18 protein-coding genes and 1 pseudogene are annotated in these 19073 nt (G+C 57.6%); 8 read left to right on the top strand and 11 right to left on the bottom strand.

Annotated features, from left to right (window positions below; all coding sequences use genetic code 11):
* Nucleotides 1-24 precede the first annotated feature (24 nt).
* The 7 genes and pseudogenes from BM035_RS00860 to BM035_RS00830 all read left to right on the top strand — a co-directional run bounded on the left by BM035_RS00860 (nt 25) and on the right by BM035_RS00830 (nt 8426).
* Nucleotides 25-1773 carry an N-acyl-D-amino-acid deacylase family protein gene (locus BM035_RS00860; RefSeq protein WP_092029839.1) on the top strand — a complete coding sequence of 583 codons (1749 nt, stop codon included), beginning with the start codon at nt 25-27 and terminating at the stop codon, nt 1771-1773.
* A gap of 20 nt (nt 1774-1793) precedes the next feature.
* On the top strand, nt 1794-2399 hold the full coding sequence (locus BM035_RS00855) for a DUF2238 domain-containing protein (protein ID WP_008174699.1): 606 nt from the start codon (nt 1794-1796) through the stop codon (nt 2397-2399).
* 51 nt (nt 2400-2450) lie between these two features.
* Nucleotides 2451-3565, top strand: a pseudogene (locus tag BM035_RS00850) (SLC13 family permease).
* 203 nt (nt 3566-3768) lie between these two features.
* Entirely contained in the window at nt 3769-4569 is an 801-nt protein-coding gene (locus tag BM035_RS00845; RefSeq protein WP_092029837.1) for a C39 family peptidase, read from the top strand.
* Between the two features lie 54 nt (nt 4570-4623).
* Nucleotides 4624-5634, top strand: a complete 1011-nt coding sequence (locus BM035_RS00840; protein WP_008174703.1) for a hypothetical protein — start codon at nt 4624-4626, stop codon at nt 5632-5634.
* 38 nt (nt 5635-5672) lie between these two features.
* Complete coding sequence (locus tag BM035_RS00835) at nt 5673-7298, top strand: OmpP1/FadL family transporter (RefSeq protein ID WP_092029836.1); 1626 nt, start codon at nt 5673-5675, stop codon at nt 7296-7298.
* Between the two features lie 63 nt (nt 7299-7361).
* Entirely contained in the window at nt 7362-8426 is a 1065-nt protein-coding gene (locus tag BM035_RS00830; RefSeq protein WP_092029834.1) for a MalM family protein, read from the top strand.
* 4 nt (nt 8427-8430) lie between these two features.
* Here the strand turns inward: BM035_RS00830 and BM035_RS00825 are convergent, their stop codons facing one another.
* The 3 genes from BM035_RS00825 to BM035_RS00815 are packed head-to-tail and all read right to left on the bottom strand — an operon-like array spanning nt 8431 to nt 10846.
* Entirely contained in the window at nt 8431-9462 is a 1032-nt protein-coding gene (locus BM035_RS00825; RefSeq protein ID WP_092029832.1) for a polysaccharide deacetylase family protein, read from the bottom strand.
* A 45-nt stretch (nt 9463-9507) separates the two neighbouring features.
* Nucleotides 9508-10182, bottom strand: coding sequence for a DNA-J related domain-containing protein (locus BM035_RS00820; protein WP_092029830.1), 675 nt, complete (start codon nt 10180-10182; stop codon nt 9508-9510).
* A gap of 19 nt (nt 10183-10201) precedes the next feature.
* Nucleotides 10202-10846 (bottom strand): TetR/AcrR family transcriptional regulator, encoded by a 645-nt coding sequence (locus BM035_RS00815; protein ID WP_092029828.1) that lies wholly within the window; start codon nt 10844-10846, stop codon nt 10202-10204.
* 72 nt (nt 10847-10918) lie between these two features.
* Between BM035_RS00815 and ttcA the strand changes: the two genes are divergently transcribed.
* On the top strand, nt 10919-11833 hold the full coding sequence (ttcA, locus tag BM035_RS00810) for a tRNA 2-thiocytidine(32) synthetase TtcA (RefSeq protein WP_092029827.1): 915 nt from the start codon (nt 10919-10921) through the stop codon (nt 11831-11833).
* Between the two features lie 4 nt (nt 11834-11837).
* Here ttcA and BM035_RS00805 read toward each other — a convergent pair whose 3' ends face one another.
* The 8 genes from BM035_RS00805 to ccoO all read right to left on the bottom strand — a co-directional run bounded on the left by BM035_RS00805 (nt 11838) and on the right by ccoO (nt 19068).
* On the bottom strand, nt 11838-12527 hold the full coding sequence (locus BM035_RS00805; protein ID WP_092029825.1) for a sulfite exporter TauE/SafE family protein: 690 nt from the start codon (nt 12525-12527) through the stop codon (nt 11838-11840).
* Nucleotides 12524-12784, bottom strand: coding sequence for a cbb3-type cytochrome oxidase assembly protein CcoS (gene ccoS, locus BM035_RS00800; protein WP_039882065.1), 261 nt, complete (start codon nt 12782-12784; stop codon nt 12524-12526). Before ccoS ends, BM035_RS00805 begins: the two co-directional genes overlap by 4 nt.
* Before the next feature lie 37 nt (nt 12785-12821).
* Nucleotides 12822-15269 carry a heavy metal translocating P-type ATPase gene (locus BM035_RS00795; protein WP_008174723.1) on the bottom strand — a complete coding sequence of 816 codons (2448 nt, stop codon included), beginning with the start codon at nt 15267-15269 and terminating at the stop codon, nt 12822-12824.
* The gene (locus BM035_RS00790; RefSeq protein WP_008174725.1) at nt 15266-15781 is read right to left on the bottom strand and encodes a FixH family protein; all 516 of its coding nucleotides are present in this window, start codon (nt 15779-15781) and stop codon (nt 15266-15268) included. The genes BM035_RS00795 and BM035_RS00790 overlap by 4 nt, the downstream gene beginning before the upstream one ends.
* Before the next feature lie 44 nt (nt 15782-15825).
* Nucleotides 15826-17256 (bottom strand): cytochrome c oxidase accessory protein CcoG, encoded by a 1431-nt coding sequence (ccoG, locus tag BM035_RS00785; RefSeq protein WP_092029823.1) that lies wholly within the window; start codon nt 17254-17256, stop codon nt 15826-15828.
* Nucleotides 17257-17383: 127 nt separating this feature from the next.
* Complete coding sequence (gene ccoP, locus BM035_RS00780) at nt 17384-18274, bottom strand: cytochrome-c oxidase, cbb3-type subunit III (RefSeq protein WP_092029821.1); 891 nt, start codon at nt 18272-18274, stop codon at nt 17384-17386.
* Nucleotides 18271-18456 carry a CcoQ/FixQ family Cbb3-type cytochrome c oxidase assembly chaperone gene (locus BM035_RS00775; RefSeq protein WP_008174730.1) on the bottom strand — a complete coding sequence of 62 codons (186 nt, stop codon included), beginning with the start codon at nt 18454-18456 and terminating at the stop codon, nt 18271-18273. Before BM035_RS00775 ends, ccoP begins: the two co-directional genes overlap by 4 nt.
* 3 nt (nt 18457-18459) lie before the next feature.
* Nucleotides 18460-19068: a cytochrome-c oxidase, cbb3-type subunit II gene (ccoO, locus tag BM035_RS00770; protein WP_092029819.1), complete on the bottom strand. Its 609-nt coding sequence runs from the start codon at nt 19066-19068 to the stop codon at nt 18460-18462.
* Nucleotides 19069-19073 lie beyond the last annotated feature (5 nt).

Raw genomic sequence — 19073 nt, 5'->3', positions numbered from 1 at the left:
AACAACAAAAAGGAGCCTGGCACTGTGAACAAGTTCGACACTCTCATTATTGGTGGTCGTTACTTTGACGGTACCGGCGGACCTTCACGCATAGCCCATGTTGGCGTCAAAGATGGGCGGGTTGCCAGGGTATTTGATGCGCAGCCCGACACCAGCCTGGCGAAACGCACGATTGACGCCAGCGGGTGCTGGGTGACACCGGGGTTTCTTGACACCCATACCCATTACGATGCCGAGCTTCTGGTAGCGCCGTCCCTGTCTGAATCCGTGCGTCACGGTGTCACCACGGTGCTGATCGGCAGTTGTTCCCTGAGCATGGTCTGTTCCGATCCGGAGGACGCCTCGGATATTTTTACCCGGGTGGAAACGGTCCCGAGGGAAAAAGTGCTGCCCATTCTGAAGCAGCACAAGTCCTGGCAGACACCAAAAGAGTGGGTGGCGTTCATGGACCAGCATCCACTGGGGCCCAATGTCATCAGCTTTCTTGGCCACAGTGATCTGAGAACCGCCGTGATGGGTCTTCATCGCGCCACCGACAGGAACGTGACGCCGACTCCCGAAGAACAGCAAAAAATGGAGGCTCTGCTGGAGGAGGCGCTGCAGGAAGGATTCCTCGGTCTTTCCACCATGTGCCTGAAATGGGACAAGGTGGACGGTGATCGGGAGTGGTCCAAGAGCCTGCCAAGCACTTACGCCCGCTGGCGGGAGGTCAGCCGTCTGAATGCACTTTTGCGCCGGTACGGGCGGGTGCACCAGGGCGCACCGAATGCGGCCAATCCGTTGCAGGTGACCCAGTACCTGAAAGAGACCCTGGGCTGGTTGAGAAAGCCGCTGAAAACAACCCTCATTGCGATGATCGACCTCAAGGGTAACCCCACGGTCAAACCAATGGCGAGTCTGGTCGGATGGCTGGCCAACAGCTTTGGAGGTAATTTTCGCTGGCAGCTGCTCCCGACACCGTTCACGGTCTATGCCGATGGCATGGATATCGTGCTGTTCGAAGAATTCGGTGCCGGTGAAATGGCCCTGGATATTCGGGATCAGCTTGAGCGCAACGATCTCCTCAAGGACGAACAGTACCGCCGGAAATTCCGGAAGTTCTATAAGGAAAAGCTCTCGCCCCGGGTATGGCAGAGGGATTTCGGCGATGCCGTTATTCTCGACTGCCCGGATAAAAGCGTGGTTGGCCGCAACTTTGCTGAGCTGGCGGCCGACCGTGGCATCCATGTGGTCGATTTCTTTCTCGACATGGTGGTTGCCCATGGCCGTTCACTGCGCTGGTTCACCACGGTAGGCAACCACAGAAAGGATCGGCTCCGGAAAATGGTCACCAATCCCGGTGCCCTGATCACCTTTTCCGATGCCGGCGCCCACATCCGTAATATGGCGTTCTACAATCTGCCTCTGCGGTTTCTCAAGCTGGTTTACGAAAGCCATGTGGAGAGTGAGCCGGTCATGTCGCTGGAACGTGCCGTACATCGACTGACCGGCGAACAGGCAGATTGGCTTGGAGTTGATGCGGGTCATATCAGGGAAGGTGATCGGGCCGATATAACGGTACTGGACCCCCGTGGCCTTGATCAGGATCTGGAACAGGTTGAGTGGGCCGAGATGGAAAACTTCGGACTGGAGAGAATGGTCAACCGGGTGCCTGGTTGTATCAGAGAGGTGCTGATCAACGGCCGACCCGCGGTAACGGATGGTGAGGTTGAAGCTGCCCTGGGCCGGGAGCCTGGCTATGGCCACTTCCTGCGCGCCGGTGCGTCTGGATAACCACGTACAAAAGGAAACCTATGAACCTGCGATTTGCGCCCGCCGTCTGGGTGGTGGTCTTTCTTGCAGTCTTTGTCTGGTCTGCCATCGGACCCAGGGATCGGGCCACCTGGGCGCTGGAAGTCCTGCCCGCTGTCATTGGTTTTGTGCTGGTTGTCTGGTGTTTCTTCCGTTATCCCCTGACGCCTCTTGTCTATTTCCTGATTCTGGTCCACGCCGTCATCCTGATGGTTGGAGGGCACTATACCTACGCGGAAGTACCTTTGTTCGACTGGTTTCGGGACTGGTTTGACTGGGAGCGCAATAACTACGACAAGCTTGGCCACCTGGCACAGGGGTTTATACCGGCAATCATTGCCAGGGAAGTGGTCATTCGCTTCGACGTGTTCTCCAGTCGCCGCTGGGCGGCGTTTTTCATCGTCTGTTTCTGTCTGGCGCTAAGCGCCTTTTACGAGCTGATTGAATGGTGGGTGGCCTTGCTCAGTGACGAAGCGGCCGAGGCCTTTCTGGGCACACAGGGCTACGTCTGGGATACCCAGTCGGATATGGCCTGGGCCTTGTCCGGCGCCATTCTGGCTCTTATCCTGCTCGGGCGTTTTCATGATCGCCAGCTTCAGGCGCTCTGACGTTTCGCCCGCCTGCTGATGTTGAATGTCTGAATGATGGAATAGAACTGTATGTCCGAAGAGCTCAACGCTGACAAACAGGCCGAGGGGCTGCCCCGCAGCCAGGTCATTGGACTGATCCTCGGGGCTGCCTTTCTGCTGGCAACCATCATACTCCCACCTCCGGAAACCATGGCCGCGGAAGCCTGGGCGGCGCTGGGGTTGATGCTGCTGATGGCTACCTGGTGGTCTACCGAAGCCATTCCGATTCCCGCCACTGCCTTGCTGCCAATCGTGCTGGTTCCCGCGCTCGGGCTCGGGACGGTTGGTGAAGCCACCGAGCCCTATGCCAATCCGATCATTTTCCTGTTCCTGGGGGGGGGCTTCACACTCGGGCTTGCGATGCAGCGATGGAACCTGCATCGCCGGATCGCCCTGATGACGCTGAAGGCCGTTGGCAGTAAACCCCGGCGGCAGATTGCCGGGTTCATGTTGGCAACCGCGTTTTTGAGCATGTGGGTCAGCAATACTGCAACAGCCATCATGATGCTGCCGATTGGTCTGTCGGTGGTGGCGATGATGAACAGCAATGACAATCCCGAGGGCATTCGGCGTTACGCCACGGCCCTCCTTTTGGCTATCGCCTATTCCGCCAGTATCGGTGGTATTGCCACACTTATCGGCACACCGCCAAATGCCTTGCTGGCGGCCTACCTGAGCGAAAACCAGGGTATTTCTGTGGGCTTTGCCCAATGGATGTTGCTGGGGGTTCCAGTGACGGTTGTCATGCTGGCCCTGGCCTGGTGGTGGCTGACCCGGCGCGACTTCGGGCTGGGCATGGCCGGCGCCCTGCCAACCCTTGTCATGATTGTTCTGGTGGCGGGTATCATCATCTTTCTGACCGAAGTTACCAGCAATACCGCAACCGCGGCGGCGTTTCTGCCGTTGCTGGGGCGCTGGCCCTGAGTCAGGGCGTGTCACCGTTACTACTCACTGTGCCTGCCGCCATCGCGGCCAGCTGTGCCTTCATGATGCCGGTGGCCACGCCACCCAATGCCATCGTGTTCTCCAGTGGTCACATGCAGATCAGCGACATGATCAGAGCCGGGTTTGCTCTCAATCTGATGGGCATTGTCGTGGTAACTGCCCTGAGCTACCTGTTACTCGGCGTGGTCTTTACCTTTTGAACGGCAGGCCCGGCAACCGGGCCTGCTTCCCGATTCCCATCCATGTCATGAAACAGTTCTCAAATCCCCTTCCTAAGGCCCCTCCTGCAGCGACAGATTTGAGGCACAGTTATCTTTAAGGGCGCAGGCTTTTCGGTATCTTACCGTAACAACATGTAACCCGCTTAATAACGTGGCCAATAAAAACAGGGACTTCGTCTGACATGCTGCTGGTGCTCGCTGGATCCATTCTTACATTCACCATGGTGCAGGAAGCGACCGTGGTGGAGCCTTTTGAGAAGGGCCAGATCGTCATTGAGCAGGATGTGGATTCCAGTCCTGTTGAATTGCGCTCCGACGTCAGGGTGGAGCCTCTGGTTGAACAGAAGTTCCGGAATATCGTGCGTCAGGCCTATGACTACAGCTGTGGAAGCGCGGCGCTGACCACGGTGCTGAACTTCTATCTCGGACGGACCTTGTCAGAACGACAGGTCATGGAGGGGCTGCTCCACTACGGCGAAAGTGAGCGCATCGTTGAGCGGCGCGCGTTCTCCATGCTCGATATGAAGCGGCTGGTGACGGCACTCGGTTACCCGTCAGGCGGCTTCCGGGCCACCATCGATGACCTCAGGGACCTCGATCACCCGGCGATCGTGCCCATCCACCACGCGGGCTTCAAGCATTTCGTGGTGTTACGGACGATCCGCGACGGGCGCGCCTACCTGGCAGATCCTTCAGTCGGCAATATCTCCTTTACTCTGGCCCAGTTCGAGGAGAAGTGGGACGACAACGTGCTTTTCATCGTCTTTCCGGGCAGTGACAAGCCCCTGGATAACCTCGAGCTGAAGGAGGAAGACCTTCGCTTCGTGGATGACCAGACAATGACCCTTCTGGCGCTGGAACGGATACCGGCGTTTCACGAATCCACCCAGCGGCGGATCCAGAATCTGCTGGAACGCCAGAAAAACAATCCCGACGGCAGTGTAGAAAACACCCGAAAGCAGTTGCACTACCGTCGTAACTAATTCGCCGGGTAATCCCCGGGGCAGGAACACTACAAATAAAATAAGGGAGTCAGGATGAATCGTTGGTTTGTGCGAGGTTTTATCCTTGTTTCCACGGCAGGTCTGCTTCCGGGCATGGCCCTGGCGCAGGAAGGGAGTGTGGACCAGGCGCGGGAAGCGCTGGCCAAGCAGGAAGGAGACGAGGACGCTTCACAACAGCTTGAAGAGGTGTTCCAGGCTGCAGAGAAGAACTATTCGCTGCAGAAGAAGGGTTCCCATTCATTGAATTATTCGTTCGACTATTCCTACACGGCAGACCAGCGGCTGGATCTGGCCATCACCAATGGATCAGTGAGAAACCTGGACGTGGTGCCGTCGGCAACCCACAGCTTCACCAATTCCTTTTCCTACGATTACGGCCTGTTGGACAACCTGACGGTGGGTACCCGTATTCCGCTGGTCGTCAAATACGACACTCAGGACGAGCTGAATATCTATGATTTTGGCGATATTTCTTTTACCGGGCGCTGGCAGCCATTTGCCTACGTTCCAGGCAAGATGTCGACCACCTTGTTCGGAACCCTCTCCACAAAGACCGGCGTCAGCCCCTACGAGATAGACATCAACGAGCAGCTGTCCACCGGCAGTGGCTACTATTCCATCGGGGGTGGAGCGAGCCTGTCCAAGGTCCTGGATCCGGTGGTGGTGTTCGGCTCAGTGAGCGCCACCTATAACTTGCCGGCTGAAGATCTGCAGCAGGTGCGTGGTGCACGTCTTCTGGAAGAGGTGGACCCTGGCTTCGGGCTCTCCGGGTCCGCCGGTTTCGCCTACTCCCTGTCCTACGACATTTCTCTCAGCATCTCGGCCCAGCTCAGCTACAGCGACGAAACCGTCCTGACCTTCACGAATGGCGACCAGGCCGTCGCCCAGGACCAGATGACGGGGTTTATGAGCATGTCTCTGGGGACCCGTATCAGTGATACCACCATTGTAAACACGAGTTTGGGTATCGGTCTTACCGAGGATGCCCCGGACTTCTCCCTGGGGGTCTCCCTGCCCATTAACTTCTCCGGTCTCAAAGAGTGATTGGTGTCGTTGACGATCTACGGGAAGGGAAGGATTTCATGGGACAGAGAAACCACAACCGTCAGATTCTCGCGGCACTGGTTGCCACGACCCTTTCTTGCGGTGCCCAGGCCCAGCTGGCGCAGAACCTGACCATTCATCCCAAGGCACTGGCACTTGGCAACGCCGTGACCGCCGATCCGCCCGGGATCATGGCGATTCACTACAATCCTGCTGGCCTGACCAAACTGGACGGGCGTCAGCTGGAAGTGAATCTGATGAGCGTCTATCTGGACATTGACGCGGATTTCACGGCACCGGAAGGCTATGAGATTTTCGGTATCGACGGCCTTGAAACGGATCCACTGACCGGAAAGCAGCGGGACCCGGTTGCCAATACCCGCAGCCATACCAACAACGTGGCCCTGTATCTGCCGGGTTACGGTATTCTCCGCGCGCCCCCGGGACCGGCCCTGGCGCCGTCAGCAGGTATCAGTATCAACCCGCCGGGCTCCAAACTGACCTTCGGGAATGCCTTTTACCTGCCGTTGGCAGCCGGTTTCTACCGTGATAAGGATGACCCTGGCCGTTACCAGCCCCAGGCCACGGCGCTGCAGCGCACGACTTATCTCTCACCCACGGTCGGTTATGAAATCAATGACGACTGGTCCGTGGGTGCCGGTATCCACCTGTCCCATATGGGAATCGCGGCAGACCAGTACATGCGGGCGCCCAACCTGCTGCTGGGGGTGGCTGAAGTTCTGCAGGACGCATTCAACTGCGAGAGTGGTGACGAGCCCCTGCAGCCCTGGCTAGCGCTTTGTGGCGGTAATGTCGGTCCCTGGGACGATATCGGTGCTCTGAGTATCAACGTTCAGGAAACCCTGTCACCCACCTATGCACTAGGGGTGATGTGGGAGCCAACTGATTGGTTCAGCTGGGGGGCGAGCTATACCTCTGAAGCTGAAATGAACATGAAGGGCACCTTCGAAATCCAGTACACCGATGACTGGTCCGGCTTCTGGCAGAGAGTTAACGGATCGGTGCTGGGTGCGATTACCTCGGCGATCCTGAGTCTTCCGTCCGGTGCGCCCAAGGAATCCGGCAACGTCAGTATGGATCTGGTGTATCCCCAGCACTTCCAGACTGGTATCAGTGTTGACGTGCATCCGAAACTGACCCTCAACGCCGACATTGGCTGGACCGATTACAAACAGTGGGACGCCTTTGTTTTCCGGTTTGATCGTAATCTGGAGTTTCTCAATGCGGCCCGGATCCTGTCGCCGGACAATGCCACGCCGAATACCCTGAGGTTGCCCCTGGGTTTCAAGAGCCAGTGGAACTGGGCGTTTGGCATGGAGTTTCATGCGTCTTCCCGTCTGGACCTGCGTGCTGGCGTGGAAATACGGGATTCGGTTATCCCGGATGATCAGCGACAGGTTATGGCGCCATTCGGTGGGGCAAACCTCTACAGCATCGGTATGGGGTACCAGTGGGATAAGGACACCGAAATCGACATGAATCTCAGTTATCTTCATTCGGTGGAGTCGATTCCCGCGGACACCAGCTGTAATCTGAACTGCGACAACATCACCAACATTATCTACAACCCCTATGCAGGCCTGGATGTCAAAACCTCGCTACGGGTTGTGATGGCGGGCCTCAGTTTCCGGACCAAGTTCTGAGTGGTGCCATTGACCAGAGGGTAGTCATTCGCAGTGATTAACGGCTCTTTACGGAAATCAGCCTTGTGCCTTTCTCTGGCAGCAGTTCTCGGAGGCTGCCAGATTGGCGGGTCTACGGTGTCGGAACGGGAAGGTTATTTCACGTGGGTAGACGAGCAGGGCAGGGTTCGATACTCACCGATAACCGGAGCCGAGCAGAAAGACTTGAATCGTGAGTCTGCAGAGGTAGTTGAAGAGGTAGTTGAAGAGGTAGCTGAAGAGCAGCGCGATCCGGAATCCGAGAAACACCCGGTGCAGTCAGATAGTGGGGCGAGCCCGGAGTCAGGACCGCAGGAAAACACCGAGTACACACTCGAAAACTACCCGGATGCCGGCGAGCTTGAAAAAGATGGCTACGTTCGGCCGGGGGAGCGGCAACCCTATTTCACCTGGCGAGACGCCGAGGGCAATGTCCGGGTCAGCTATTACCGGCCGGACATCCGCTCTGATCTTGAGAAAGGGCTGGTGGAGCCACCCGTTCAGATCACCGAAGCCAGCGTTTACCGTGCAGGTCCCGATGGCGCAGGCCACGCTCCGGTAGAGGGCTATGATCCGGACGCCTTTGCCATCCTGGGCATTGAGGCTTCAACAGACGATTTCTTTGCCCGGTTTTCAGCGACCTGTTGCGATTCCATGGATGCCGCCAGTCGACAAGGGTGGCAATCGGGACGGGAGTTTGGCGTTACCCTCTCGGATCGTTCAGCTACATATCCGTTTCTTACCGGAACCAGCCCCTATCAACTGATTGCACTTCCGGACGCGGATAAGCACGGCAGTCTTGTCATACGCCTGCGCTCCTATGCCAAAGACGGGGTGGTGGTGCCCTCCCTGGTGTTTCTCGATGAGAAGATGGCGCCGTTAAGGCTGGTAACAGACCTGGTTATGGATTTTACCCCCGAGAACTGGCACCGGCGCGGCTATCTGGAAGCATGGGTTCCTGCTTTTCCGGGCCAGGGAGAGCGTTGGCTTGTCCTGTTTACCCGAGAGCAGGACCTGGAGGGCCAGACCGTTATAGAGACCCGTGCCGGCCCCGAGAAAATTTCCCACATCAGGCACGGTGAAATTGGCCTGATGCAGGTGGAGGAGTGAGGGTTCAGTCTTCAGGTTTGCTCAGGTCCAGCCACTGCTGGGATAGCCAGTAGTAACTGCCATCGCCCGCAGGGTGGGTGCAGTTGTAGCGGAATCGCCGGCTATTGAAGGCCTCAGGGGCCTTTACTTCCACATTGCCATCAGTCACGTCAAAGTCGATACGTCCCTGACCGGAGGCAAAGCAGGTCAACCGGTTGGCATCAATGGGTTCAACCAGCGGGAAAACCAGGGTGGGCGGATTCTCCGAGATCACCCCGTCCGGCAGCTCGCCGGTATCAACAGGGAAGGCTTTGCTGCGAAGTTTGTTCTCAAGGCTCCCCAACTGTCCGTAGGCGTTTGCCATCGGAAAACGCGGCAATCGGGTTTTCTCGGTTTGTTGGCCGATGGCGCCGGATTGCTGGCCAAAACCGTACCAGCCCCGCTCGGCCACTTTGCGCTCCAGTGCTTCGTCAAACTCGCCGTAAGGGTACGCAAACATGGGTGCAGGCGCCTTCAATTCCCTGGAGAGGGTCCCCTGGGCTGAGTCGAGACTGCTGGTAACCCTGGCTTGCCAGTCACTCTGACTTTCGTTCGGTTTCCGGGCGAGATGCCCATGGTCAGCGCTGTGGTTGGCAATCGTTACGCCCGAACGTTCGGCCAACTCCCGAATCTGATCCCAGGTCATGTAGCCGTTTCGGCCAACGGCTTCTGTATTTACAAAAATCGTGTAGGGATAGGCCTTGTCGGCCAGCAGCGGCGCCGCCGTATGGTAGACGGAGTCGTAGGCGTCATCGAAGGTAATGGCGATGTGATTACCTTGCCCATCGGTACCGGCCAGCGTTTTTTCGGTGCCTTCCTGTAGATCCACAACGTCCAGCTCCAGATCCGAGATCATGTCCAGCTGGCCCTCGAACAGGGATACAGACGTGCTGGTCGCGGGCGGCGTTGAATCGCTGACATGATGATACTGCAGGACAACGAGGTCTGCCCGGGCCGAGGTTGCGGTCGACATAACCGCGACAGCCAGGGTAATTTTCAGGAATGCTTTGAGCGGCATATCGTCTCCTGTGTTTCTTCGCTCCGACGCGATCAAACCGGCCGGTCAGATGTTGTGACGGAAGTGTGCTTTGAGTACGGCAAAGGCCTGATTCAGATCCTGAATGGTTTCGGTCTTGCCTCCGCGATCCGGGTGGGCGTTCATAACCGCCCGGCGGAAACGCTTCTTGACGGTCGGGAAATCAGAAGGGACAGCCTGGAAGCCCAGTATTTCCGCTGCTTCCCGTGTTTCGGCCTGGGCCGGTGCCTGCCCGGGCGCACCGGCCCAGAAATCATTCATCATCCGTTGGATCGCTTCTTCCGGCAGACGGTATTGGGAGAGATCCAGATAGAATTGACGAAGCGTGTCGACACTGTCCGGAACGCCCTCGCCACTGACCACACTCTGCTTTTCGATGCGTATATTGAGAGGCGATATCTGGAGGCTTTCGCCGGCCTCGGACAACTGGTCCCGAAGACGGTAGAGTACGTGGAACAGCAGAAAATGAACCGGGTAGAGTTTTTCGGGTTCGCTGAAAACAACGTCTCCAAGCAACTCCCACGGTTGCCCCTGGAGCGCCTTGATCAGCGACAGCTCATTCATGCCCGCCGGTGTTGACCGGATTTCATGCTCAACAGCCACCAGCAGGTGTTGAATCTGCTGCTCCAGGCAGTCATCTTCGTTCACCGCTCCAGGGTAGGACATTTTGATCGGGGCTTGGCTTTCGGTCATGGAGTCCATGGTAGGGTACTCCCGGCCATCAGGGAAGTGCAGCCAGCCGCGGAAGCCCGCCCATGAACAGGGCGGTCGAGAATCGGGTTGCGGTCAACGCTTCAGCTTCCGCTGAATCCGGGTTCCTGTGGGCCCGCCTGGCAAGCGTCAGGCTGGTCTCATAGGCGACGCCGAAAAAAGCGGCACACAGGTATTCATGATCGATCTGCGGAAGCAGTCCCCGCGCCATCGCCTCGCGAACATCGTCTTCCAGGGACAGCATGGTCAGACCGAGAATATCCGAACCAAACAGCTCCCGTAGCGCTCGATCATTTCGGTGCGCGAGCTCGTAAACCAGTGGATCCCGGGCGGTCGCAGTGAATAAAGCCATGTAGGCGTAGTGGATAAAATCTTCTGTGGTGTCCGCCGCGCGCCGATGGCGCGTGAGGTTGTTATTCAGGTTGGTCAGGAAGTCGGTAAGCAAGGCCGCGAAAATATCCTGCTTGCTTGAGAAATAATTGTAGAAGGTGCCGGCTGCAAGACCCGTTCGCCGAACGATGTCGCGGATGGTTGAGTTTTCGTACCCCCGCTCGCGAAAACACTCCCGGGCGGCATGCAGGATTGCCCTGCGGTTCCGGATACGGTTCTGTTCCCGTTTGCCTGTGATCTCTTCACCCGATTGCAACATATCCATGTCGGTATCCTGTCCCTGAATCCATGTGACGCGTATAATCCCACGTCCACTTGCCTTATGAACGTAGTTGGTATGTCCGAAGCAATGATCGCCAGTTCCGAACAGTCTATCAACCCAGAGCGGGAGCGCCGCCAGAAACTGGAATTGAACAAGCTGCAGAAACGTCTGCGCCGCGAAGTCGGGCAGGCGATTGCCGATTTCTCGATGATTGAAGCCGGCGACAAAGTCATGTGCTGCCTCAGCGGCGGCAAAGACTCTTACGCACTGCTCGATATTCTGCTCAACCTGCAGAAGAGCGCCCCGGTTTCGTTTGAGCTGATTGCCGTCAACCTTGATCAGAAACAGCCCGGCTTTCCGGAAGAGGTGTTGCCCGAATATCTGTCCTCCATGGGTATCGAGTATCACATCATCGAGAAGGACACCTACAGCATTGTTAAGGAAAAAGTGCCGGAAGGGAAGACGACCTGCGGCCTGTGTAGCCGTCTACGCCGGGGAATTCTCTATAATTTCGCGGAAGAGCATGGGGTTACCAAGATTGCCCTGGGCCACCACCGGGACGATCTGTTGGAAACCCTGTTCCTGAACATGTTTTACGGCGGCAAGCTGAAGTCCATGCCTCCGGTGCTGCACAGTGACGATGGCCGCAACACGGTTATCCGGCCGCTGGCCTACAGCCGGGAAAAAGACATCGCCCGCTACGCGGGTCTCCGCGAATTCCCCATCATCCCCTGCAACCTGTGTGGTTCCCAGGAGAATCTCCAGCGCCAGGTGATCAAGGATATGTTCCAGAGCTGGGACAAGCAGCATCCCGGACGGTTGGAAACCATGTTCCGGGCCATGTGCAATGTGGAACCCTCGCACCTGGCGGATACCAATCTCTACGATTTCAAGGAAGGCAAGCGCCTCGGTGGCAAGCGCCAGGCCGTACAGACGGCTGAACCCGAGACCGCAACTGACTTCGGTCGCCTGGATGTCCTGAATATCTAGCCGGCTAGTGTCCGGCCAGATGCAGGAAAGGCAGTGTCCAGAGTCCGAACAGGATAAGCAGGCCGCCGGTCACCTTCCGGAACAGTTGATGGCTCTGTAAACCCCGGATCCAGTTGGCCGCGAAACCCGTGGCCAACATGGAGGGAAGCGTGCCGAGCCCGAAAAACAGCATGGTCAGCGCGGCCGAGCCCACTGTCGGTTGCAATGCTGCCCAACCGAGCGTGCTGTATACCAGTCCGCAGGGCAGCCAGCCCCAGAGCGCTCCAAGAGCAAGTGCCTGTCCGCCGTGATTCACGGGCAGGAAGCGGCGGGTCAGCGGGGAGAGGCGCGCCCAGATTGGAGCACCCACCCGCTCAACGTAGCGAATTCCCTGCCACCACTGGCCCATGGACAAACCCATGAAGATCAACAGCAGCCCTGCCAGGGTCCGAAGCACCAGGCCGGCAGAGGCCCACTGGCTGGCGGCCGAGGTACTGGCCAGCGCAACCAGTGTTGCGATCAGGACATAGCTGCCGATGCGCCCGAAGTTGAAGGCCAGAAGCATTACCGTTTGCCGGAACCGGAACCCCCGGCCCACAGGCAGGGCCATGGAGAGGGAAGCGCTGATGCCGCCGCACATGCCGAGGCAGTGCGTGCTGCCTAGCAATCCGATCAGGAAGGCGCTCGGGTAACTGAGGTAGAGTTCCGGATTCATCCTTTTTGGGACTTATCCTCACCCGTATCAGCGGTATCGCTGACTTCAGCTGTTTGCTCCGGGGTTGGCTCCCCGGCAGCCGGTTTGTCGGTGCGAGCGTCGTCCGGGATCATATCCTTGTCGTCATCGTAAAGTATCCGATGCGCCGGGCCTTCGAGATCATCGTACTGACCGTTCTTGACCGACCATGTGAACAGGGCGACGCCTACCGCCACCAGTATGAGCATCACCGGGACCAGAAACATGACGATTTGCACGGTGCAACCTCGCAGAAAAGATTAGAAGTTCACGGTATCAGGACAACGCCTGGGCGCCAACCGCGAGATTGTCCTGACTCTTCCGACTCGGTGCCTTGCCAAGCCGCAGCGCATTCAGAACGACCACCAGAGAGCTGAGAGACATGCCAATTGCTGCCAGCCAGGGTGGGACCATTCCGGCCGCGGCCAGGGGAAGCGCCAGCACATTGTATATGAGAGCCCACCATAGATTCTGGCGGATGATGCGCTGGGTCTGGCGACTGGTTTTAAGGGCTTCGACCAATTGCAGCAATTGACCATTCAGCAGTACTGCATCAGCTTTCAGTTGGGTCAGGTCGGCAGCCGTGCCCATGGCCACCGAAATTCCGGCGCCAGCCATAGAGGGCAGATCGTTCAGACCGTCGCCCACCATCATAATTTGCCGGCCCTCGGCTTGCAGCTTCTCCAGCACAGCCAGTTTATCTTCTGGGGAGGCTTGTCCGATAGCCTCGTCAATGCCCAGTATGTCTGCCACCTGGTTTACATGCCCGGAACGGTCGCCACTGAGGAGCAGGGTGCGAATGCCGGAATCCTGAAGAGCTTTGATGGCTGCCCGGGCATCGTCACGGGGCTGGTCGTCGAGCCTGAAACAGGCCAGCCACTCGTGGTCAGAGGCCAGCCAGATTTCCATACCCTGATGCGGATCCTTTTGTGGCGCTGGCGCGGTGGTATGTTGTTCGACAAACCCCCTGTGGCCGATGAACAGCTGCAGGTCTCCCAGCCGGCCTGAAAGCCCACCGCCAATGTGATTTTCCACATGTTCGACCGCAGCAGTGGTTCGACGGTGAAATACTTTGGCTATGGGGTGCTCGGAGTATTTCTCCAGGCCCGCGGCAAGCTTGAGGCAAGTCTGCTCATCCATGCTGCCAACGATTGTGGTGCCGGCCAGGCTGAGCTCGCCCCGTGTGAGTGTCCCGGTTTTATCGAAGACCACGGTGTCAATCGTGTTCATTGATTCAAGGGTATGCCCCCGAGTCGGGAGAAAACCAAGCCGCCGGAGCCTGACTGTTGCCGAGGTAATGGCAGTCGGTGTCGCCAGGGAGAGCGCGCAGGGACACGTCACCACCAGAACAGAAAGTGTGATGTCGAAGGCGTTGTCGGCACCGGCCAGCCACCAGCCTATCCAGACAACTGGTGCCAGAATCAGAACCCGCCCGACGAATTTTCCGGCCATCCTGTCGGCCATCATTGCAACGCGCGGTTTTTCCGACTGCACGCGGTCCAGCACTCGCAGAATGCCTGAGAGCCGTGTCTGGGTGCCGGCCTTGACCACCCTGACATCGAGCGGATTTTCCCCGTTTACGCTCCCGGCGTGGACAGTATCCCCGGGATGGCGGGTTTCAGGGAGGTATTCCCCGGTTAAGGCTGCTTCGTTCAGGGTTGATTCTCCCCGCACAATCTCGCCATCGACGGGCAGGGTTTCGCCGGGGCGCACACGAACGATATCGCCTGGCCGGATCTTATGGGCAGGGATAATGTCGGTAGTATCGCCCTGGACCAGTGTGGCGACGGTCGGCTGAAACCCTGCAAGCGCATTGCCTGTCAGGCCTGCCCGGTAGCGGGCCTGAACTTCAATGTAGCGCCCGAGCAGGAGGAAAAAGGTGAACATGCAAACGGACTCAAAGTACACTTCCTCGCCGCCAAAGACGGTTACCCACGCGCTGGCGAGGTAGGCGAGTCCGATGGCAATGGCAACCGGCACATCCATGGTCAGATGCCGGCTGCGGATATCCCGTTGGGCATTGCGGAAAAAAGGTGCAGCGCTGAAGAGCACCACGGGGGTAGCGACCAGAAGGCTGAACCAGCGAAAGAAGCTGACGAACTCGGGCGACAGCTCGCTGACCAGTTCGAAATAAAGGGGAAACGCCAGCATCATGCTCTGGAACGAACCGATTCCGGCAATGGCGAGGCGGATGAGCATGGACCGATGCTCGGCCTTGAGCGCCTGTTCCGCCTCGTCTGCCTGGTAGGGGCGGGCGGTGTAGCCGAGCTCGTGGATCGCGATCAGCAGGTCACTCAGCCGAACCTGATCCGGGGACCACACCAGGCGCGCACGTTGGGTGGTATGGTTTACCGAGAAGGAGTCGACACCGGGCTGCTGCTTCATATGGTTTTCAAGCAGCCAGATACAGGCGGCACAGGTGATGCCACCAATCAGCAGTTGCGCTTCCTGTGCGCCTTTTACCGGTGCAACAAACGACTCCTGAACCAGAGGGTGATCAAGCTCTCTGATTCGGTTCAGTTCCGCCGGGGTCAGCTGCTTTGGGGTAACGGCCGGTTTGGTCCGGAAATCATAGAACCCGGCGAGACCCTCGCTGCGAATGGTCTGGCACACCGCTTTGCAGCCCTGGCAGCAGAAGTGACGGGTAGAACCTTCGAGCTCGAGGGTGATGGGCGGCTCACCGTCCGCTGGCTCACCGCAGTGAAAGCAATCCAGCCTGGTCAACCTTGGGCAGACCCCCCGGCCTTGACTGTAATTCCGTCTTCAGCTGGCAGCCAGGCTTCGCCTTTTAATCGCCACTCGTTAGCTGGACCCCGTAGATCGTAGTACCAGCGGCCGTCTATGTCATTGAGGAGCTTACCGGCAAAGCGCCCTGGAGCGATTTGCTGGAATTGAACAGTGCGATCCTTGTCGGAAAGCGTTGGATGGAACAGGTTCAGGATCAGATACGGGAAATCCGCCGGACCCTCAACGGTGTTCAGGTTGACGGTGATATTTTTGCTCTGGAAATCAATCTGGGCCTCCATACCGAGATCTTCCGCCTTCTGGTCTCTTGCTATGGACATGTTAATTCCGCGCCCTTCTTTGGACCAGTCGTCGGTGACCATCGCATTTTCTGTGCTGACAGCGATAGTGATGGCAACGGCGCAGTAAATGATGGACGCCCCCGGAAAAATCAGCAGGAACCAGAACCAGGGTTGGCGGTACCAGGGTGCTACGGGTGTTTCAGTAGTCATAAATCAATGTCTCATTCAAACGGTCAGTGCTGCACGATCGACGATCAGCGCGTTGGACCGACAAATCGGCTTTCAGTTTCAAGGCTCAGCGAAGAATCGGTCTCGGATTGTGCCCTGAACAGGATATCGTTATTGGATTCGGTGATGGATTCCGGCGGCACGTCGACTACGGTCGGCAGTGAGCGGTTTTCACCACTTTCAACGGTTACCGAAGTGTCCGTCAGGATCCGGATCCCCTCCAGGCCAGTCACTGACAGAGTGAAGGTTTGGGGAACTTCGGTCATGTTGGCGATTTTTAGGGTGTAGGAGTTCTCAATCCGCCCCTCGCCATTGAAACTGTAAAGAGCACCGCGATCCCGAAGAGCATCCATCTGGGCTGGCACACGGGTGGCGATGGTGAAGATAATCGCGGCAATCATCAGTGACAGCACCGCGCCATAACCGAAGGTTCTTGGTCGCAGGAGTTTGGAGGTCTTGCCTTCAAGTTCATTCTCCGTGGTGTAACGGATCAGCCCCCTCGGGTAATTCATCTTGTCCATGATCTCGTCACAGGCATCAATGCACAGCGCACAGCCGATACATTCGTACTGAAGGCCGTCCCGGATATCAATGCCCGTAGGACATACCTGAACACACTGGCCGCAGTCGATACAGTCGCCCAGACCGGCCTCGGCCGGATCCACGCCCTTCTTGCGGCCACCCCTTGGCTCGCCCCGGTTCGGATCATATGAAACGACACGGGTGTCGGGGTCAAACATCACCGACTGGAAGCGGGCATATGGGCACATGTAGAGGCAGACCTGCTCCCGCATCCAGCCCGCATTCAGGTAAGTGGCAACGGTGAAAAAACCAACCCAGAAGTAGGCCCAGCCATTTGCCTGTAATGTGAAAAGGTCGCCCAGCAGCTCGCGAATAGGGTAGAAGTAGCCAACAAAGGTCAGGCCGGTGGCAAGGGCAATCAACAGCCAGACGGCGTGTTTGGCGGACTTTTTGACCAGTTTCCCGGCTGATCGGGGAGATTTGTCCAGCTTCATGCGCTTGTTACGGCTGCCCTCGATCCGTTCCTCGACCCACATGAAGATAAAGGTCCAGACGGTTTGCGGGCAGGTATAGCCGCACCAGACCCGGCCGAACAGAGTTGTGACGAAGAACAGACCGAAGGCGGCGATAATCAGCGTGCCCGAAAGCAGAATAAAGTCCTTGGGAAAGAAGGTAACGCCGAAGAGGTGAAATTCGCGGGCTGGCAGATTGAAATAAATCAGTGGTTGCCCGTCAAGCGTAATCCAGACAAACAGGAAATACATGCCCATCAACATGGTCAGGCTGACATTCCGGATTCGCTGAAAGGAGCCTTTAACTTCCTTTACGTAAATTTTCTTGCGGCTGGCGTAGAGTTCGACGGTTCCGGATTTATTGTTGTCGCCGGAGGGATCAGAGGATGGGTCAACCTGTTTGACCGGGATCTCACTGCTCATCGTTACCTCCAGAAAAACTGTAATGCGGGACAACAGGCCCTGGGACTGCTGATCTTTTCAAGCCTGTGCCCGCAGGGCAGACACAGGGTTGAAAAGACCGGTCCGGGGCAACCCCCGGCCGGGTGACTCAGTTAGACAGGCTGTATACGTAAGCTGCCAGAATCTGAATCTGATCCTCTGAGAGGCGACCCTGCTGAGCGGGCATCTGATTCTGACGGCCATTCATCACGGTTTCCTTGATCCACTCGTAGTTGGATCCGTACAGCCAGGTGTTGTCTGTCAGGTTGGGGGCGCCCATGGCCTGATTGCCCTTGCCGTCCTGACCGTGACAGGCCACACAGGCCTGAGCGAAGACCTGTTCGCCCGCTTTCGCAGCCTCGGCATCCTGTTCCCGCCCGCTGAAGCTCAGAACATAGTTCACAACCTGATCCACCTGCTCGTTGGTCATGCCGGGCATGGTGCCCTTGGCCGGCATATTACCCATACGGCCATTGTGCAAGGTTTCCAGGATTGCTTCCGGTGTTCCGCCCCACAGCCAATCGTCGTCGGTCAGGTTGGGGAAGCCAACCTGGCCACGAGCGGCAGAGCCGTGGCAAACCGCACAGTTGTTGGCGAACAGACGCTGGCCTATTTTCATGGCATCGCTGTTCTCGGCCAGTTCGGGAACCGGAGTCTCACCGTACTGGGCGTATATCGGGCCGTATTTTTCCTCGGCCTCGGCGACCTCTGCTTCCCACTGATTAGTGGAAGTCCAGCCAAGCAGACCCTTATAGTTGCCCAGTCCCGGGTAGAGGGCCAGGTAACCGAGGGCGAAAACACAAGTGGCCAGGAACAGGTAAAACCACCACTTTGGCAGTGGGTTATCGTATTCCTCAATGCCATCAAAGGAATGGCCCATGGTGCGGTCGGTTTCGGTATCGGTTGTCTGGCTCTTGCGGGTTGCCCAAAGCAGCCACCAGCAGCCGAACACGGTACCGAGCACGATCACACTGATCCAGATGCTCCAAAAGGTACTCATTCTTTTTTCTCCGTTTTTTCCTGTTCGAGCGTACGCTTTTCCACGTCGTCATCGTCGAAGGGCAGGTGAGCTGCCTCGTCGTTGGCCTTCCTGCGGTGGGCGCTGTAGGCCCACCAGACGATTCCCAGGAAAACCGCCATTACCAGAAGTGTGTGAATGCCGCGTAACTCATTAATATCCATGGTTCACCGTCTGTCTGAAATCACAGTACCCAGCTGTTGCAGGTACGCGACCAGCGCTTCGATTTCGAATTTACCTTCCACCTGAGCGGCTGCTTCGGCAATCTGCTCGTCGGTGTAGGGCACGCCCAGAGTCTGAAGTGTCTCCAGCTTGGCAGCGGTCTTGCTGTGGTCGACCTTGTCTTCAAACAGCCAGGGGAATGCCGGCATGTTGGATTCAGGCACTACGCTGCGCGGGTCGTACAGATGCTGGCGCTGCCAGGCATCGGAGTAGCGTCCGCCAACACGGGCCAGATCCGGACCGGTGCGCTTGGAGCCCCACAGGAACGGGCGGTCATAAACAAACTCGCCCGCAACGGAGTAGTGGCCATACCGCTCGGTTTCCGCCCGGAACGGGCGGATCTGTTGGGTATGGCACACATGGCAGCCTTCGCGGATGTAGATGTCCCGGCCTTCCAGTTCGAGCGCTGACAGGGGCTCAAGCCCCTCTACCGGCTCGTTAACGTCTTTCTGGAAAAACAGAGGCACTACTTCGGCCAGAAAGCCGCCACTGATGGTCAGGATGATCAGTACGATCATCAGACCAATATTTTTTTCGACAATTTCGTGTTTCATCTGAT

Origin of the sequence: Marinobacter sp. DSM 26671 (assembly GCF_900112835.1) — a bacterium.
GTDB classification, from domain to species: Bacteria; Pseudomonadota; Gammaproteobacteria; order Pseudomonadales; family Oleiphilaceae; genus Marinobacter; species Marinobacter flavimaris.
This window is presented reverse-complemented; position numbering and strand designations above follow the sequence as displayed.

Coding starts and splice junctions, on each gene's coding strand:
- BM035_RS00855 (WP_008174699.1), top strand. CDS start 1,794: ATGAACCTGCGATTTGCGCCCGCCGTCTGGGTGGTGGTCTTTCTTGCA.
- BM035_RS00845 (WP_092029837.1), top strand. CDS start 3,769: ATGCTGCTGGTGCTCGCTGGATCCATTCTTACATTCACCATGGTGCAG.
- BM035_RS00840 (WP_008174703.1), top strand. CDS start 4,624: ATGAATCGTTGGTTTGTGCGAGGTTTTATCCTTGTTTCCACGGCAGGT.
- BM035_RS00835 (WP_092029836.1), top strand. CDS start 5,673: ATGGGACAGAGAAACCACAACCGTCAGATTCTCGCGGCACTGGTTGCC.
- BM035_RS00825 (WP_092029832.1), bottom strand. CDS start 9,462: ATGCCGCTCAAAGCATTCCTGAAAATTACCCTGGCTGTCGCGGTTATG.
- BM035_RS00820 (WP_092029830.1), bottom strand. CDS start 10,182: ATGGACTCCATGACCGAAAGCCAAGCCCCGATCAAAATGTCCTACCCT.
- BM035_RS00815 (WP_092029828.1), bottom strand. CDS start 10,846: ATGGATATGTTGCAATCGGGTGAAGAGATCACAGGCAAACGGGAACAG.
- ttcA (WP_092029827.1), top strand. CDS start 10,919: ATGTCCGAAGCAATGATCGCCAGTTCCGAACAGTCTATCAACCCAGAG.
- BM035_RS00805 (WP_092029825.1), bottom strand. CDS start 12,527: ATGAATCCGGAACTCTACCTCAGTTACCCGAGCGCCTTCCTGATCGGA.
- BM035_RS00790 (WP_008174725.1), bottom strand. CDS start 15,781: ATGACTACTGAAACACCCGTAGCACCCTGGTACCGCCAACCCTGGTTC.
- ccoG (WP_092029823.1), bottom strand. CDS start 17,256: ATGAGCAGTGAGATCCCGGTCAAACAGGTTGACCCATCCTCTGATCCC.
- ccoP (WP_092029821.1), bottom strand. CDS start 18,274: ATGAGTACCTTTTGGAGCATCTGGATCAGTGTGATCGTGCTCGGTACC.
- BM035_RS00775 (WP_008174730.1), bottom strand. CDS start 18,456: ATGGATATTAATGAGTTACGCGGCATTCACACACTTCTGGTAATGGCG.
- ccoO (WP_092029819.1), bottom strand. CDS start 19,068: ATGAAACACGAAATTGTCGAAAAAAATATTGGTCTGATGATCGTACTG.